The organism is Marixanthomonas ophiurae, assembly GCF_003413745.1.
In the GTDB taxonomy this organism is placed as follows: Bacteria; Bacteroidota; Bacteroidia; order Flavobacteriales; family Flavobacteriaceae; genus Marixanthomonas; species Marixanthomonas ophiurae.
Map to the genome: position 1 here is coordinate 1,805,850 of NZ_QVID01000001.1, position 15,965 is coordinate 1,821,814.

Annotated in this window: 16 protein-coding genes; 15 read left to right on the plus strand and 1 reads right to left on the minus strand. The window is 34.2% G+C overall.

All coding sequences use genetic code 11. The features are described from left to right. The first annotated feature begins 1 nt into the window (after position 1). From DZ858_RS08320 to DZ858_RS08360, 9 genes are all read left to right on the plus strand, one after another. Positions 2 to 955 carry a glycosyltransferase gene (locus DZ858_RS08320; RefSeq protein ID WP_117159098.1) on the plus strand — a complete coding sequence of 318 codons (954 nt, stop codon included), beginning with the start codon at positions 2 to 4 and terminating at the stop codon, positions 953 to 955. Positions 956 to 980: 25 nt separating this feature from the next. Then, on the plus strand, positions 981 to 1,643 hold the full coding sequence (locus DZ858_RS08325) for an acetyltransferase (protein ID WP_117159099.1): 663 nt from the start codon (positions 981 to 983) through the stop codon (positions 1,641 to 1,643). Beyond that, entirely contained in the window at positions 1,643 to 2,569 is a 927-nt protein-coding gene (locus DZ858_RS08330) for a glycoside hydrolase family protein (protein WP_117159100.1), read from the plus strand. The genes DZ858_RS08325 and DZ858_RS08330 overlap by 1 nt, the downstream gene beginning before the upstream one ends. 15 nt (positions 2,570 to 2,584) lie before the next feature. Then, entirely contained in the window at positions 2,585 to 3,280 is a 696-nt protein-coding gene (locus tag DZ858_RS08335; RefSeq protein WP_117159101.1) for a sulfotransferase family protein, read from the plus strand. A gap of 269 nt (positions 3,281 to 3,549) precedes the next feature. Next, complete coding sequence (locus DZ858_RS08340; RefSeq protein ID WP_117159102.1) at positions 3,550 to 4,380, plus strand: phytanoyl-CoA dioxygenase family protein; 831 nt, start codon at positions 3,550 to 3,552, stop codon at positions 4,378 to 4,380. Further along, complete coding sequence (locus DZ858_RS08345) at positions 4,377 to 5,105, plus strand: FkbM family methyltransferase (RefSeq protein ID WP_117159103.1); 729 nt, start codon at positions 4,377 to 4,379, stop codon at positions 5,103 to 5,105. Before DZ858_RS08340 ends, DZ858_RS08345 begins: the two co-directional genes overlap by 4 nt. Positions 5,106 to 5,215: 110 nt before the next feature. After that, the gene (locus DZ858_RS08350) at positions 5,216 to 6,193 is read left to right on the plus strand and encodes a glycosyltransferase (protein ID WP_117159104.1); all 978 of its coding nucleotides are present in this window, start codon (positions 5,216 to 5,218) and stop codon (positions 6,191 to 6,193) included. A gap of 19 nt (positions 6,194 to 6,212) precedes the next feature. Beyond that, positions 6,213 to 7,160, plus strand: coding sequence for a glycosyltransferase family 2 protein (locus tag DZ858_RS08355; protein WP_117159105.1), 948 nt, complete (start codon positions 6,213 to 6,215; stop codon positions 7,158 to 7,160). 31 nt (positions 7,161 to 7,191) lie between these two features. Next, positions 7,192 to 8,022, plus strand: coding sequence for a sulfotransferase family 2 domain-containing protein (locus tag DZ858_RS08360; protein ID WP_117159106.1), 831 nt, complete (start codon positions 7,192 to 7,194; stop codon positions 8,020 to 8,022). Here the strand turns inward: DZ858_RS08360 and DZ858_RS08365 are convergent. Continuing rightward, the gene (locus DZ858_RS08365; protein WP_117159107.1) at positions 8,019 to 9,212 is read right to left on the minus strand and encodes a glycosyltransferase family 4 protein; all 1,194 of its coding nucleotides are present in this window, start codon (positions 9,210 to 9,212) and stop codon (positions 8,019 to 8,021) included. The genes DZ858_RS08360 and DZ858_RS08365 overlap by 4 nt on opposite strands. Positions 9,213 to 9,316: 104 nt before the next feature. On the opposite strand from DZ858_RS08365, the gene DZ858_RS08370 reads away from it, so the two are divergent. The 6 genes from DZ858_RS08370 (at position 9,317) to DZ858_RS08395 (ending at position 15,913) form a co-directional block, all read left to right on the plus strand. After that, on the plus strand, positions 9,317 to 10,324 hold the full coding sequence (locus DZ858_RS08370) for a glycosyltransferase family 2 protein (RefSeq protein WP_158548360.1): 1,008 nt from the start codon (positions 9,317 to 9,319) through the stop codon (positions 10,322 to 10,324). A gap of 110 nt (positions 10,325 to 10,434) precedes the next feature. Continuing rightward, a complete protein-coding gene (locus DZ858_RS08375; protein ID WP_117159563.1) occupies positions 10,435 to 11,817 on the plus strand; it encodes an asparagine synthase-related protein in 1,383 nt (460 codons plus the stop codon). Continuing rightward, positions 11,810 to 12,868 (plus strand): glycosyltransferase family 4 protein, encoded by a 1,059-nt coding sequence (locus DZ858_RS08380; protein WP_117159109.1) that lies wholly within the window; start codon positions 11,810 to 11,812, stop codon positions 12,866 to 12,868. Before DZ858_RS08375 ends, DZ858_RS08380 begins: the two co-directional genes overlap by 8 nt. Next, complete coding sequence (locus tag DZ858_RS08385; protein ID WP_117159110.1) at positions 12,865 to 13,716, plus strand: sulfotransferase domain-containing protein; 852 nt, start codon at positions 12,865 to 12,867, stop codon at positions 13,714 to 13,716. The genes DZ858_RS08380 and DZ858_RS08385 overlap by 4 nt, the downstream gene beginning before the upstream one ends. A gap of 20 nt (positions 13,717 to 13,736) precedes the next feature. Next, positions 13,737 to 14,735, plus strand: coding sequence for a sulfotransferase family protein (locus DZ858_RS08390; RefSeq protein ID WP_117159111.1), 999 nt, complete (start codon positions 13,737 to 13,739; stop codon positions 14,733 to 14,735). Beyond that, positions 14,735 to 15,913, plus strand: coding sequence for a glycosyltransferase family 4 protein (locus tag DZ858_RS08395; protein WP_117159112.1), 1,179 nt, complete (start codon positions 14,735 to 14,737; stop codon positions 15,911 to 15,913). The genes DZ858_RS08390 and DZ858_RS08395 overlap by 1 nt, the downstream gene beginning before the upstream one ends. Positions 15,914 to 15,965 lie beyond the last annotated feature (52 nt).

The window sequence follows — 15,965 nt, forward strand, 5'->3', positions numbered from 1 at the left end:
TATGCAAAAGCACCAAAACATAGCATCTGTTGCGGTCTGGATGGTAACTTATAACCATCAGGATTTTATTGAAAAAGCGGTGGAATCTGTTATGATGCAACAAACCAATTTCCCTTTCCAGTTAATTATAGGTGAAGATTGCTCTACCGATGCTACCCAGGCTATTTGCAAAAGATTAAAAAGTAAATATCCAGAAAAAATAACACTTTTTTTGAATGAGACTAATCTTGGATCGTTTAAAAATGCCCAAAACATCTATAAAACCTGCTATAAAAGCAAGGCAAAATACGTGTCGATTCTTGAAGGCGATGATTATTGGACAGACCCAGAAAAACTTCAAAAACAAGTAGATTTTTTAGAAGGACACTCAGCATATTCCATGGCTTTTCATGATGCATTTGTTATAGATGCCAATGAAAATAGGATACAGGACTCGAAATTAAAAAAAAACAGGAAATGCGACCAGAGCTCACAACAATTAAAAAGAGGGGCTGTGTTACCGGTTGGTTCATTGGTTTTCCGAAATATTTTCCCGGGCTTTCCTCCAGAAATCGAAAATGTTTTAAATGCAGATACCTTTTTGCTCAGCTTTTTAGGTCAGCACGGAAAAGGAAAATATATGCTAGAAATAAAACCATCAGCATACCGTTTGCATAGTGGCGGAATTTGGAGTGCCATTTCGAGATTAAACAAAATAAAAAATAAACTAAGCTTCCTTGGCCACATGAATAATTATTACAAGGCCTTGAACGACCATGAAACAAGCGTGGTCTATCGAAGAAAAGAAAAAAAGTTGAGTCAAATTTATTTGCGGGAAACTGCAAAAACTTCCTATATATCACATTTTAAAACAGCATCGGTTGCTTATTTAAAGGGGGCAGATTCCTTTAAAGATGGATTCTATTTTGTAAAACAGCTTGGCAAATTCGTTATAACCTTTATCTTTAAGCCTTAGAGTATAACATTCATAAAATATATAGATGAATAAAGTAGTTATTTTTGGAATACAGGATTTTGCCGAATTGGCACATTACTATCTTGAAAATGATTCAGCTTATAAAGTTGCCGCATTCTGTGTAGACCAAAAATACCTTCCTGAAACCAAAAAGTTTAAAGGACTTCCGGTAATCGCTTTTGAAGAAGTAGATACAGAATACCCTCCAGACCAGTATAATTTTTTTGCACCTTTGTCTCCAACCAAAATGAACGGATTGAGGGAAGCTGTTTATAAAAAAATTAAAGAAAAAGGGTATCAAATGATAAGTTACGTAAGTTCAAAGGCAACCGTTTTTGATAACGAAATAGGCGATAACTGTTTTATATTGGAAGATAACACTTTACAGCCTTTTACAAAAATTGGTAATAATGTGGTGCTATGGAGTGGGAACCATATTGGCCACCACTGTGAGATAAAGGATAATGTATTATTTACCTCGCACGTAGTTTTATCGGGTCATTGTGTGGTGGAAGCCAATTGCTTTTTTGGTGTAAATGCAACCATACGGGATGGTATTACACTGGCAGAAGGAACTTTGGTTGCTATGGCTGCTTCTATAACAAAAGATACTGATGCCTGGAGTGTTTATGTAGGCAATCCCGCAAAAAAATTAGAGGGTAAAAACAGTTTAGATATCAAAATTTAATGTGGCAAAAAAAAGGCTTAGTTTTTAATGTAAATGGACAAGATGCTTGGAACAAAAGCCATGCGCAGTGCCCTGTTGTAGATGTATTAAATGATGAGGTTTGGCGTATTTATTATGCTACAAGAAATGAAAAAGGCCAAAGCCAAATAAGTTATATTGAAGTAGAAGCAGGAAACCCAAAAAACATTCTTTATAAACATACCAATTATTTATTCGATTTTGGAAAAAAAGGAACCTTTGACGATAGTGGGTTAATGCCATCTTGCATAGTTAATAAAGGAAGGTTAAAATATCTTTATTATATAGGTTGGACATTAAAAAAAACAGTACCCTATCACAATTCTGTTGGGCTTGCCGTAAGCAAGGATGATGGTAAAACCTTTAATAGGCTTTTTGAAGGATCTATAATGCCTTCAACGCATAAAGAACCTTATTTTACGGGAACATCTTATGTGCTAGTTGAAAATAGTGTTTGGCGTATGTGGTATCTCTCTTGTGTAAAGTGGGAGATGATAGCCGGTAAAGCCGAACCATTTTATCATATTAAATATGCCGAATCTACAGATGGGATAAATTGGGAACGTAAAGGTATTGTAGCACTGGATTTTAAATCGCCTAGCGAAGGTGGAATTGTTAGCGCTTCGGTTTTAAAGGAAAGTGGCCTGTATAAAATGTGGTATGCGTACCGAAATGCATTAAATTACCGAACCGATGAAAGTAGTTCGTATAAAATAGGGTACGCCCAATCTAACGACGGTATAACCTGGAAGCGTTTAGATGCCTCTGCAGGCATTGGGCTTTCTCCCAATGGTTGGGATTCTGAGATGATCTGCTATCCAAACGTTGTTAAAAACAAAGGGATTAAATATATGTTTTATAATGGCAATGGGTTTGGAAAAACGGGTTTTGGGTATGCTGAAAAATAACTATTAAATTAACTTATGGAAAAAGTATTTTGTATTGGGTTTCCTAAAACAGGGACGACATCGTTGGAAAGAGCCTTGACGTTATTAGACTATAATGTCTGTAAGGGGCATTATAGCAACAGCCATTCAAACTACTTAATTAGCCTGTTCGTGAACAAAGATTTTAAAGAAATTGATAGGATAATTAGCTATTATGATGCCTTTGTAGATCTTCCTTGGGGCGGAACAGATTTTTACCTGTACCTGTCCAAAACATATCCTGACGCTAAATTTATACATACCGTACGCGATCCCGAAAAATGGTATGTATCTTTAGAAAACATGTTGACGAAACTAGATAAAGATAAAGACAAAGACCAAGCCATGGAAGTATTTCATAAAAATGGACGATATGGTCTTATCTATTATCTTGAAAGAGTATTGAAAATACAAAAACTTTCTAATGAAAAAGGAAATATAATTAATCAATATATCCAATTGAATAAGGAAATCAACACCTTTTTTGAGGGGTCAAATTATTCTTATTTAAACTTGAGTATCACAGAAGGGGACAGTTGGGATGTTTTGTGCTCTTTTTTAAACAAAGAAATACCGACTTTGCCTTTTCCATCTGGTAACAAAGGTGTTGTTGCTAATTCTGATGCCCAAAAAAAACGTTTAAAGACAAAAGAATTCAAGAGAAATTTTTTTTTCCTTTTTAAAAAGAAATGACAAATAAAAGTTTACTTGTTGCAGTATGGATGGTAGCCTACAACCTTAAAGATTATATTGAACAAGCTGTTAAATTCATTATGGTAAAACAAACTAATTTTGCGTTTTAATTATTGATAAATGATAAATGTTCAACAGATGCCACCCGTAAACCTTCCAATTTTTAAAAGAATAAGATCTTTTTTACATTGGAAATGGATTTTACAGAAGTGGTTTTAAGTATGCGATAATACAATCACTTTAGTATATTAATTTATTATAATCTAACTATGAAATACGATATAGATTTTTTTAATAAAAATGGCTATTTACTTTTGGAAGACTTCTTCCCTAAGAATGAGGTTAATCTTATTTTGAATGATGCCAAAAATGTTTTTTTGAAACAATTTATAGAAAAGGGATATACAGTTAAATCTAAATTGGAAGATATTACTGAGAGTTCATTTAATTCTTTTATGTACCGATTATTTGAGGAAGATTTTGAGTGTCTTTCAAATTGTGGAAAGCAAGTACAGCACTTAATTAGCTTACACCTTCTATCACTCAATAAAAAAATAATAGAATTATTACACGAAGTTGGAATTTCAAGTCCAGTGGTGAGTACAAGACCTGTTCTTTTTTTTAATCATCCTAAGCTTGCCAAAAAAAAAGTATTTCATAAAGTAGCTGCACATCAAGATTGGAGAAGTATGCAAGGGTCGCTTAACTCTGTAGTTATATGGATTCCTTTATTAGATATTAATAAAGATTTAGGAGCTTTAGAAGTATTGCCTGGAAGCCATTTGCAGGGTTTAAGAACAGATCATCTTGAAAATGGTTTCGGTATGGTAAAATTAGATAATGAAGAGGAAGATGCTTTAGCTTCAATTGAAGTTAAAGCTGGAGATATTTTATTGTTTTCTTCTTTTTTAATACACCAGAGTGGCAATAATATTACCGATAAACCAAGATGGAGTTGTCATTTCAGGTATAATGATTTAGATGATTCATCTTTTTTAAAAAGAAAGTATGCCCACCCATATATATATAAACCTATTGAAGAACTTATTACTAAAAACTTTCCTTCAAGTAACGACATAGCTAAAATTTATTCACGATGAAAAAAGAAAAATTAAAATCTACTGATGTTGAGGTTCGCGATATAAGGCTTAAACTAATGACATATACAAGATCTCTCGAACTTTGTGCTAGAATGAATTATGAAACTGAGAATTTAGATTTTATTGATACAATGAAACCTGCTGATGTGTTATATGATTTGGGTGCTTGTGAAGGACGTTTTTCAATATATGCAGCGCTAAAAGGAATTAAAGTTATATCGTTTGAGCCTGAGACAAGAAATTTTTTGGTTTTTTCGCAAAATATTGAGATTAATAAGCTTGACAAAGACAGTCTTAAAGCGATAAATGCTGGAGTGGGTGCTAAAAATGGAAATGCTACTATAAAAATTGGACAGCCTTGGGAAGGTGGTCATCAAAAAATAGTTGAGCATGGAGAGACTCGAAATGACCTAGACTTTAATTTTGTTGAAAGTCAAGAAATAAAGATAGTCTCATTAGATTCTTTTCTTACCGACAGTAACCATCCGTTTCCTGATTATCTTAAAATTGATATTGATGGATCAGAAATGCCTTTTTTATTAGGGGCTACTAAGACTTTGAATTCAAAATCCCTTAAAGGAATTATTTTTGAATTAAATGAACAAGATCCAAATTTCAAAAACATTATTCTTTTTTTGAATAAAGCTGGACTTATTGAAAATAAAAGATTTGAGGTACCCAATGAGCCTTATCTTTATAATATTGTTTTTGAGAGAGAAAGTTGATTGAATTTATTTTTGGGATTTAAAATTATTAAATAATTAGACTTTTATAATTTTTAAATTTTATAGGAAAAAATGTTATAGACCTTTTGTCTATTTTATCAAATATAGAGATGTCAAAATTATTTAAAAGCCCAAAATTAGTGATATGGATGGTAACCTACAACCATGAAAAATACATTGAACAAGCTGTTGAATCCATTATGGCGCAACAGACCAATTTTGATTTTCAATTGTTTATAGGGGAAGACTGTTCAACTGATAACACCCGCAATATCTGTTTGGAGTTAAAAAACAAATATCCTGACGCCATTAAATTGGTATTGAACAACAAAAACATCGGTAGTAATAAAAATGGAATGAGTATGTATGATTTGTGTTATAAAAGTAACGCAAAATATATAGCGCTCTGTGAAGGTGATGACTATTGGACGGATTCCTTTAAGCTACAAAAACAAGTAGATTTTCTTGAAGCTAATCCTGATTATGAAGTTTGTTTTACCAATATTAATATTATAAACGATAAAGGAGAAGAAACAAAAGAGCAGTTGATAACCACCTCCCCAAAAACTACATATACGCAAAAAGATTTACCCCTAAGGGTGCCTACTTTAACTCGAGTTTTCAAAAACAGGGATTTTAGCAATTTACAAATAGCACCGGGGATGGACACGATTATATTATTGTATCAAGCACAATTTGGAAAAATAAAATACATAGATGAAATAACGGGTACATATAGACAACACGATAGCGGAGCATATACTTCAAAGTCTAAAGCCAAACGAAAAGAACATAATTTTTTAACCCTTTTTGGATGCCTACAACTTTTGAAACCACCGTTATTATATAAATACTATGGTATGTTGTTTAAAAAACTGGTCGAGTTAAAACGGTTAAACAGTGCACTCTTTAAGAAACGTCAATCTCAACTTAAAAAGGAATATAAAAGTAAAAAGTCCAGTTTTTCAAAAAAGGAGCAACGGAACATAGCGATTGGCTTTCTATTATTAAAGACTCCTTTTTTTGAGCATTCTAAGCTTCTTTCCAAAGTAATTTTAATACTATTGAACAGAAAGTTCATTTACTAAATATTTTATAAAAATCAATATGCAGCCTTTGGTTTCCATTGTCATCCCGTATTACAACCGCCCCTTAAAAATGGAGCGGTGCCTGGATGCAATAGCAAACCAAACCTATACCCATTATGAAATAATAATAGTGGACGATTGTTCAGAAAAACCATGTCCTGTTAAAAACGAAAAGATCACCTATATAAAAAATAAAACCAATTTAGGGCCTGGCTTATCAAGAAACGCAGGAATGAAAAAGGCCAAAGGAAGGTATATTGTCTTTTTGGATAGTGACGATTATTGGCATGTTGATTTTTTAGATAAAACGGTCACCGCGTTACAAAACACCCCAAATACAGTCATGGCTTATGCTAGTGGTTTTAATATTGATGTTAAAGGAGATTTTGTAAATAAAAGACGTAAAAAGCCATCAACTCCCACCACAATCCTCCCAAATATTTTATATAGAGGAAGACAGTGGGGCACCGGAGGTTGTTTATGGAATAGGAAGATTGTTCAAGATATTCGTTGGGCATCATCGAGAAACTGGGAAGATTATGTGTTTGATGTTTCTGTGGCAACGCTCAATAACCAAGTGGTTCCCGTTAAAGAAAATTTAGTGTATTACGATATTTCGGGCACTGACAAGCTTTCTAATCAAGATAAAGGTAAAACGTTGCTTGAAAAAAACAAGTCCCTTTCACTTATTTCAGACGTATTAATAGAAAGCAAAAAGTTTAAAACCCATGCCATTAAAAAACAGATTACGGTTCTTACCTTAATTAATTTAGCCATACTTATTGAACTTGGCGTTTGTGATGGCCCAAGCTTAAAACGGAGTGTAAAAAATGTAAGGTCTTGGCGAAACCCAGTATTTTCTAACTATGTATATTTGGTAGGTCAAATGCCCCAAAAAATTGCAGTTAAATTAATTGTTCGATTAAAAAGAAGTGTAAACCGAGAACGGTTTACATTTATAGGATAGAGCCAATTTTAAAACTTTAAAAAATGTATTAATGCTGATCACAAAAAACTTTGTCATGCTCAACGTTCCTAAAACAGGGACTACCTTTAGCCGTACCGTTATAAAAAAAGTTTATAACAATAAGTATGGTGCCATTTTAAATAAAATAGGGTACAAGTTAAAAATATTAAAGAGAGAAATAATAGAGCTAAAGCTCCCAAATATTAAGATGCCAACCAAAAGTTTGGATCAACATGGGGTTTACTCACAAATCCCCACAAAATACAGAAATAGGCCTATAGTATCGGTAGTAAGGAATCCATATAGCCGGTTTTTATCCTCTTACAAATTTCGTTCCTGGGCCAATCCAACCCAACTGACTGTAAGCAAGGAAATAATAAAAAATAAATTTCCATCTTTCCCAAACTTAAACCTTGACACTTATGTAGATTTATCTTTAGAAGCCGAAAAGACTAGGCTTGAATGGATAAAAGAAGGTGTGGAAAACATTCATGATTTAGGACCGCAGACTATTCAGTTTGTACAGTTCTTCTTTAAAAATCCTGAAGAAGCAATCCTTAAAATAAACGAAGAATACATTACTTCTGGAGCTTATAGAAAGGATATGGCAGATATTCGTTTTTTACAAGTAGAAAATTTAAAAGACGATTTATATAATTTATTAAGTGAGTGCGGCTTTACTAAAAAAGAGCTCGCTTTTGTCAAGGAGCATAAAAAAATGAATGTTACAAAGTCTAAAACAAAAGCTACAAACAAAGAATGGACAGAAAAAGCCTTGCAATATGTAACCTACAGAGAACGGTTTTTATTTTTGATATTAAAGGATTTTGGGATTGAATATCAAAAACCAAACCTTGATTAATTACTTTTCATTGAACTTTCATAAAGCGCCAAAAATTCATCCACCCCTTTAGTAGATAGGAATTCTCTTTTTATAAAATTATGTGCTTGTTGGGTAAGTGCTTGCACTTCGGTTTCTTTCATAGTGTCCAGTTGTATAACTGCTTTAGCAATCGCTTTAGGATTACGTATCGGCACTAAAAATCCAGTGGTATCAGTAACAACTTCTTTCATGCCTCCACAATCACTGCTGATGACAGGGACACCCATAGCCATAGCCTCCAAAACTACATTAGCAATACCTTCTTTTAAGCTTGGTAGTAAAAGGGCATCGTAATTTGGCAATTCCATTATTAATTTTGATTGAGGTAGAGAAGGCAGTAAGCGTACGTTTTTTTCCAACCCCAAATCATTTATTTGATATAAAAGCCCCTCATCGACTTCATCAATCCCAATTATGGTATAGGTGCAGTCAAAACCTTGTTCAAGTAGCAGACGTATAGCTTGGATAGCATAACTATATCCTTTTATCCAATGCGGTCGCCCAATGGAAACTAAGTTAAAAGGACCAGACTTTCTTTTTTTGTACGAGGTAAAAGCTTTAAAAAATTGCTCAGGAACCATAGAATGAATAACCTGTATGCGATTGGTAGGAGCATTGTATTTTTGGGCTTCACTTGAAATAGCTTTTGAAACGGCGTGAAAACCAGCTACGTTAGGAAATTGCTCTTTATAACTATCTGTCAATTTTTGTGAAGCAATAGGTGAATAATTAATATGTGCTCCTCGTAAACTCAATACAATGGGGATATTGAATTCGGTCTTTAAAAAGAAAAAAGAATCTAAACTTTTAGCCCATTGAATATGAAAAACATCCGGTCTATACAAAACAATGGGTAATGCTTTGGTAAACCACATCCAGCGTTTATACAGTCCTTTTCGTTTTTTGGTTTGTCGTAAAAGTACAAAAAGACCTTTAGGTTTTTTCAACAATAAAAAAGATAAGCGATATAAGCTGTAAATAAAATTTAGAAAATGGGAATTAGGAGTAGCATGTACCGTAATGTTTTTAGAGGTATAGGAAATAGGCTTAGTGATTCTTCCAAACAATAAAACTCGTTGATGGGCGGCAACCCCTTTTATCAATTGTTCCACAAAAGTGGTGCTGGGGATGGCACCGGAATAGATAGCTATGGTACGGCGTTTTTTCAACTTAATTGTGACGGTTTCTTAAAAAGGGAAAGGTACTGTTTTTTCTTTGGAATTTAGGTGCTCCCATGCTTGCCACAATGACATTTACTTATATATTTGAAGCTATGGACTTTTCTGTAATTATCCCAGTGTACAATGGTGCTGATTTTATTGTAAAGGCATATGAATCGATTGTAAAGCAAAATATAGAAGATTTTGAGATTTTATTTGTGGATAATAATTCCACAGATAATTCCATGGAAAAAATAAAGGAAGTACAAGAAACAGATACACGGGTGAAACTTTTCGAACAAAAAGTTCAAGGAGCCGCCGCTGCCAGAAATAAAGGACTAGAACATGCCAAAGGGGAGTATGTGTATATGTTTGATGTGGATGATCAAATATTTCCCAATGCCTTAAAAAAATTAAAAAGTATATTGGATGAGCATCCAAAGATTGATGCGGTTTTTGGGAAAATGAAAAAATTACATAAAAATACAGCAGCGCTTGAAAAACCGGAGGACGATACAAGGGAAATTATAATAAAAGAGAAGCCATATTGGGGTCTGCAATGGCTTTCCGATCTACGGACCGTGGTGGGGCCGCCTGCTTTTCTGTACCGCAGGAGGGTCTTTGATACAATAGGGTCTTACAACATTTCCTTGCAGACAGGCGAAGATACTGCGTTAGATATAAAACTGGGAATGCTTTGTAACGTAGCTTTTATTGATTTGTATATTTACGTGTACTACAAACACGAGCAGTCATCTATTCAAGTGGTTAAAAAGAATAAAGACAGGGTCTTTATGCAATGGCCACGATATGTAAAATCGCACCTTCCTTTTTATAGAAACCACGAAGTGCCGTACGAATTTAAACGGATACTTTTTAAAACTATTTTTGTTTCCATAGGAAGGATGCTCAACCTGACAAACGGTATACAAGAACGTCGAAAACTGAAAAAACAATTATTTCAGGATATAAAAACAGTAAAAACCTCTTTTTTGATACGGTTGTACTTAGAAATTTTAGTTCTTTTTAATTTCAGCTATGTTTTTAAGTTTTATATTTATTATTGGGTTCCAGCCTTGCTGCCTTCTATAATTAAGAAAAATGATAGATCATTAAAATAAATAAATTTTAAAGGTGTTTTGGGTGTTCTGAAAGCTTTCCTGTGTCAATTTAAAAGAAAAACATATCTTGCTTTCAGAATGAAATGAAGGCATCCTTAATAACACTATTCTTGAGAAAAATAAAAACCCCCATAATACCCATACAACCAACCTTTGCAAAGGTTAAAGGGGATCATGAATTAAACAAAGAAGCCATCTGCATATTTGCAGCTACTGGTTTTTTTTTAGATAGGGATACGTATTGGAAAGATGTAGTGGCGTTACCTCCGGCTTCTATAAACCAACTAGATGCTGATGGGTTTTTGGTGAAATGCACACCTTGGTTTCAATGGCATTACACACCGCGCACTATTTCATTTAATGAGGCATTGCAAGAGTTCACAACCTTATTTGAAACAATTGTTGAGGAACAAATAGGAAACAAAAAAACAATCCTGCCGCTTTCCGGCGGATTGGATAGCCGCAGCCAAGCGGTTGTTTTAAAAAAACTGGGTAAGGAAGTTAGTTCCTACAGTTATGATTTTGACGGCGGATATCCCGAAACGCAACTAGCCCAAAAAATAGCCACAGCTTGTGACTTTGATTTTAAACCCTTCCAAATTGAAAAAGGGTATGTATGGAATGTTATTGAAGAACTCGCAAAAATAAACCAATGCAATAGTGATTTTACGCACCCACGGCAAATGGCCATCATTGATAAATTTGAAGCTATGGGCGATGTTTTTTCCTTGGGACATTGGGGTGATGTATTGTTTGACAGCGGAACAGATAAAACAGTTTCAGAAAATCAATTGACCGAAATTATTCTGAAAAAACTAATTAAAAAAGGTGGTATGGAACTCGGAAACGCGCTGTGGCACCAGTGGAAATTGGAAGGTACTTTTGAACACTATCTGCACAAACGCATCAATACGTTATTAGATACTATCAAGATTAAAAATGTAAGTGCAAAAGTGCGGGCTTTTAAATCGCTGTATTGGGCGCCACGCTGGACCTCGGTCAATTTATCTGTGTTTATAGAAAAACGCCCTGTAACGTTACCGTATTACGATGACCGTATGTGCGAATTTATCTGCACGATTCCTGAAGAATTTTTAGCAGATAGAAAATTACAGATAGCCTATATAAAAGCCCAAAGCCCGAAATTGGCAAAGATAACCTGGCAGGACCACCGGCCTTTTAACTTATACAATTACGGAAAAAACCGTATTCCTTATAACCTTCCATATCGTATTATTAAAAAAGCACAACGGGAAAGCAATGCCCTAGTGGGTAAAAAATACATACAACGTAATTGGGAATTGCAATTTTTAGGAAAGGAAAATGCAACCCAATTAGAGAGCTATTTATTCTCAAACCCATTAAAAGAATGGGTTTCTGAAGAAGTGATTCAAGCTTTTTACAACGCATTTAAAGAAAAAGATGCTGTTACCTATTCGCATCCGGTTAGTATGTTGCTTACTTTAGCACTTTGGAAGAAAAACAATGGATAAAAAAATTAAAGTCCTTTTCACCATCCCTAATTTTAAAAATGCAGGAAGCCGGTATGTATTAGTGTCTATTATAAAGAAAATAGACACCACACGTTTTGAAGTATTTATTGGAGTTGAAAAGTATCCTGAACACATACCAAACATAATTTCCAAGGACCGTCAAATTTTAATTCCGCGGACAGGTAAAATATTAAAAGACATTTCAACTTTTTCGAAAATTTTAAAAAAACATAAAATTGAGATCGTCCATTCTTGGGATTATAAGTCAAATTTTATTAAAGCTTTAGCGTGTAAGCGATCTTCTGTAGCATATTTATATACTAAAAAAAACGATAGTTGGTCTAAACGTTGGTTTGTAAAAAGCCTATTGGCCAAACATATTGCGTATGATAACCCAGAGATGAAAAACAAGTTTTTTTCAGGTCTCTTACTTCGGAATAAGATTACATTCATTCCTCATGGGGTGGATATAAATACATTTAAACCTAAAAAGCTTAAAGAGGTCGCCACAGAAAATTTTAATATATGTACGGTAGGGAATATCAATAAAAACAAAAACCAGCTGTTCACAGTTAAGACACTAATTGATTTGCCAGATTTTGTTCATTTGAGGTTATATGGGAAGCCAGAACCAAATTATTTAAAAAAATTAAAAGAAGTAATAAAGAAAAATAATTTAGAAGATAGGGTACACATAAAAGGCGTCGTTCCGAATGATGAGTTACCATTGATTTTACAAAACCAAGATTTATTTGTGTTGGCTTCGAAAAATGAAGGACTGCCTGTTTCAGTTTTAGAAGCTTTGGCTTGCGGTGTTCCGGTGCTTTGTTCAGACTCTGGAGGTGGATCACGTTTTATATTTAAGGATAAGTTAGGTGGAAAAGTCTTTAATTTAAAAAATTCAGAAGTGTTTATAAAGGAAGTGCTGAAATACGTTCACGATAAAGAATTTTACAAAACAAAAACCAAAGAGGCTGTTCAATTAGCTCATCAATTTGATATTTGTAAGGAAGTAACATCGTATGAGAAGTTATATGAAAAAATAATATGAGTAGGTATTCTAAACATATTATCATTGTAGGTTCCGCCCGTAGCGGGACCAGCTGGTTAAGCGAGACCATAGCGCAACAAAATCGCTATAGGATGCTGTTTGAACCTGAACACGAAACCCAAACGGAAAAAGGACATTTGTTGTGCGACAAATGGTTAGAAGAGACTTCCGAAGCAAAAAAAGCAAACCGCTATTTAAAACAAGTGTTTGCCAACCGTGTTGATAACGACTGGATAGCACAAAACAGCAACCGGAAATGGAAGCGACATTTGTGGCCTTTTATCCCAAAAAAATACATTATCAAATTTGTTCGGGCGAACCTTGCGGCAAAGTATATGAACGAAACCTTTGAAATACCGCTTATTCATTTGCTTAGAAATCCTTATGATACTTTATATTCTCAACAACGGAATAATTTTCCATGGTTAATAGATTTATCTCACTTTCAAGAACAGGAAAAATTGGTTGAGTTAATTAAAAATAGATTTGATTTTAATATAACTGATGTAAAAGCACTTTCAAAACTGGAGACTTTAACTGTGCGATGGTGTATTGAAAATGTACTGCCGTTAGAAGTGTTACAACCCTATCAGGGCCGTTCCAAAGTAATACGATATGAAGCCTTACGCAAAGATATTGCTGTTTTTCATGAAATTTGTAATTATTTTGTAATTGAACCCATAAAAAATATAGAAGAAGTTTACACGAAACCTTCTTCAAAAACACATCATAAAAGTAGTATAGTTACCAAAGAAAAAAAGGAAGTTACCTTTACATCGAATGAATTGCAACAGATAAATAGTATTTTAGACATTTTTAAAACAAAATTATATCCTAGAATTCATTAATTGAGCAATGTAAAAAAACCATGAGCGGGACAACAGACACAAATTGGATTTCAAAACAACCAGAAAAGTTACCCGACTTTATTATTGGTGGTGCTATGAAATCAGGCACAACCACACTACACACCATTTTAGATCGGCACCCCTCCATCAACTTGGCTCATAATGAATTAGGTTTTTTTGATATTGACAATATTATAAACCACCCCGATTTCAATTTTTTCAATAATAAAACAAAAGAATGGACGGTTCAATCCATGCAGGAACATCCAGAAAGACTATGGAACTGGTATTACTCAAATTTTGATTCCATAAAAAAAGAGGGAAGCATAGTAGGGGAGGACTCCACAACGTATTTAGCTGCTCCAAAAGCTGCTGAGCGAATTGTGCTGCAACAAAAACCCATTAAAATGATTTTTATACTTCGGCACCCTACCAAGCGGGCTATTTCCAATTACCTTCATCTATTAAAGTCGGGTAGGGCGGTTTATAATCTAGAAGATACTTTACGCTACGATCCAAACAGTATTATTAACCGGAGTAGGTACAAACAACAACTGGGAGCGTATTATAAACACCTTCCTTTTGAACGTATTAAAATAATTTTGTTTGAAGATTTAACAGTCAATACCAAAACGTGTATCGCCGATATTTGTGAATTCCTAAATGTTGATTTCAGTGATTTTAAAGAAAATGATTGGCAAGCCCATTCCAATAAAACAAAAACACCAAAAAGACTACGGTTACAATTGATGCGAAACCGATTGTTACGAAATTATGGTAATCGCCGTTATGCTTCGTTTTTACCTTTGCAAGCGGAATTTCAAAAAAAGAATCCTTTTGGTCAAAAAGTGTTTAATAAAATTCATAAACGGCTCAATCCCTTACAAACTGAAGTGAAATTTAAGCCAAACCCTTCAACAGTCAATTATTTAGATAATTTTTTTAAAATAGAATTGGAAGGGTTAGATGAGCTGGTGCAAAAAGATGTACTTTCAAAATGGTTTAACCAAAATAAATAATGCGAATAGGCTTAGTACTTTCAAAAACCCCGGGATATTCCGAAACCTTTTTTACTTCAAAAATAAAAGGACTGCAAGCGCATGGATTAGAGCCCATTCTTTTTGTTCAGTATAAAGAAACTGATTTTAATCTGTGTTCGGTACAGGTTTCTCCAAAAGTGTACCGCAATAGTTTTGTACAGTTGTTGGCTATGGTGGTTGTGTTTGTAAAGTTGATTTCCGCAATGAGAACTGTTTACCGTTTTATACAGTTGGAAAGGGAACAAGGCACCAATACGTCAAGTATTATTAAAAGAACATACCTCAATGCACATATACTTTCCAAACGGCTGGATTGGCTGCATTTCGGCTTTGCCACCATGGCTCTGGAAAAAGAAAACCTTGCTAAGGCCATAGGGGCAAAAATGGCGGTTAGTTTTCGGGGGTTCGATATTGCCATCTATCCGTTGAAGCATCCTAGCTGTTATACTAAATTATGGAAACATGTGGATAAGGTGCATACCATTTCAAATGATTTGTTGGAAAAAGCCTATAAACTCGGTCTTTCCAAAAATGTTCCCGTGCAAAAAATAACTCCAGCTATTGATGCCAACTTTTTTTCGTCGGAAGAAAATAACGCTCCAAAAGTTAACGGCCCTATAAAACTCCTAACTGTAGGACGTTTGCACTGGAAAAAAGGATACGTACAAATGCTGGAAGCGTTGGCAATCCTTAAAAAAAATGGGATTCCGTTTGTTTATACGATAGTGGGCAGTGGAACCAAAAAAGAAGAAGAAGAGATTATCTTTGCCGCACACCAATTGAATATAAAGGATGAGATAGTGTTTGCGGGAAAGAAGAATAGAGAAGAGGTGAAAATGTATTATAAAAATGCTGAAATATACTTACAGTACAGTATTTCTGAAGGTTTTTGTAATGCTGTTTTAGAGGCACAAAGTATGAAAAAGCTGTGCATCGTTTCAAATGCCGAGGGGCTTGCGGAAAATGTACTGCACAAAAAAACTGGTTGGGTAGTACCCAAATTTAAACCCGAATTATTAGCAACACAAATAGAGCAGATAATTAAGCTCTCAGAAACAGAAAAAACTCAACTTACAGATTATGCAGCAGATCGGGTAATGAAAGAATTTACTGTTGAAAAACAACAAAAAGAGTTTGTGAAATTTTACGACCTATAAAGTCCCCTCAAGGCGGTGTGCTGAGTTTATCGAAGCGGGACAATAAAAATGA

Excerpts from the sequence above, each read along its gene's own strand:
- DZ858_RS08395 (WP_117159112.1), top strand. The coding sequence starts at position 14,735 with ATGCGAATAGGCTTAGTACTTTCAAAAACCCCGGGATATTCCGAAACC.
- DZ858_RS08345 (WP_117159103.1), top strand. The coding sequence starts at position 4,377 with ATGAAAAAAGAAAAATTAAAATCTACTGATGTTGAGGTTCGCGATATA.
- DZ858_RS08350 (WP_117159104.1), top strand. The coding sequence starts at position 5,216 with ATGTCAAAATTATTTAAAAGCCCAAAATTAGTGATATGGATGGTAACC.
- DZ858_RS08370 (WP_158548360.1), top strand. The coding sequence starts at position 9,317 with ATGGACTTTTCTGTAATTATCCCAGTGTACAATGGTGCTGATTTTATT.
- DZ858_RS08340 (WP_117159102.1), top strand. The coding sequence starts at position 3,550 with ATGAAATACGATATAGATTTTTTTAATAAAAATGGCTATTTACTTTTG.
- DZ858_RS08390 (WP_117159111.1), top strand. The coding sequence starts at position 13,737 with ATGAGCGGGACAACAGACACAAATTGGATTTCAAAACAACCAGAAAAG.
- DZ858_RS08330 (WP_117159100.1), top strand. The coding sequence starts at position 1,643 with ATGTGGCAAAAAAAAGGCTTAGTTTTTAATGTAAATGGACAAGATGCT.
- DZ858_RS08360 (WP_117159106.1), top strand. The coding sequence starts at position 7,192 with ATGCTGATCACAAAAAACTTTGTCATGCTCAACGTTCCTAAAACAGGG.
- DZ858_RS08355 (WP_117159105.1), top strand. The coding sequence starts at position 6,213 with ATGCAGCCTTTGGTTTCCATTGTCATCCCGTATTACAACCGCCCCTTA.
- DZ858_RS08385 (WP_117159110.1), top strand. The coding sequence starts at position 12,865 with ATGAGTAGGTATTCTAAACATATTATCATTGTAGGTTCCGCCCGTAGC.
- DZ858_RS08335 (WP_117159101.1), top strand. The coding sequence starts at position 2,585 with ATGGAAAAAGTATTTTGTATTGGGTTTCCTAAAACAGGGACGACATCG.
- DZ858_RS08320 (WP_117159098.1), top strand. The coding sequence starts at position 2 with ATGCAAAAGCACCAAAACATAGCATCTGTTGCGGTCTGGATGGTAACT.
- DZ858_RS08325 (WP_117159099.1), top strand. The coding sequence starts at position 981 with ATGAATAAAGTAGTTATTTTTGGAATACAGGATTTTGCCGAATTGGCA.
- DZ858_RS08380 (WP_117159109.1), top strand. The coding sequence starts at position 11,810 with ATGGATAAAAAAATTAAAGTCCTTTTCACCATCCCTAATTTTAAAAAT.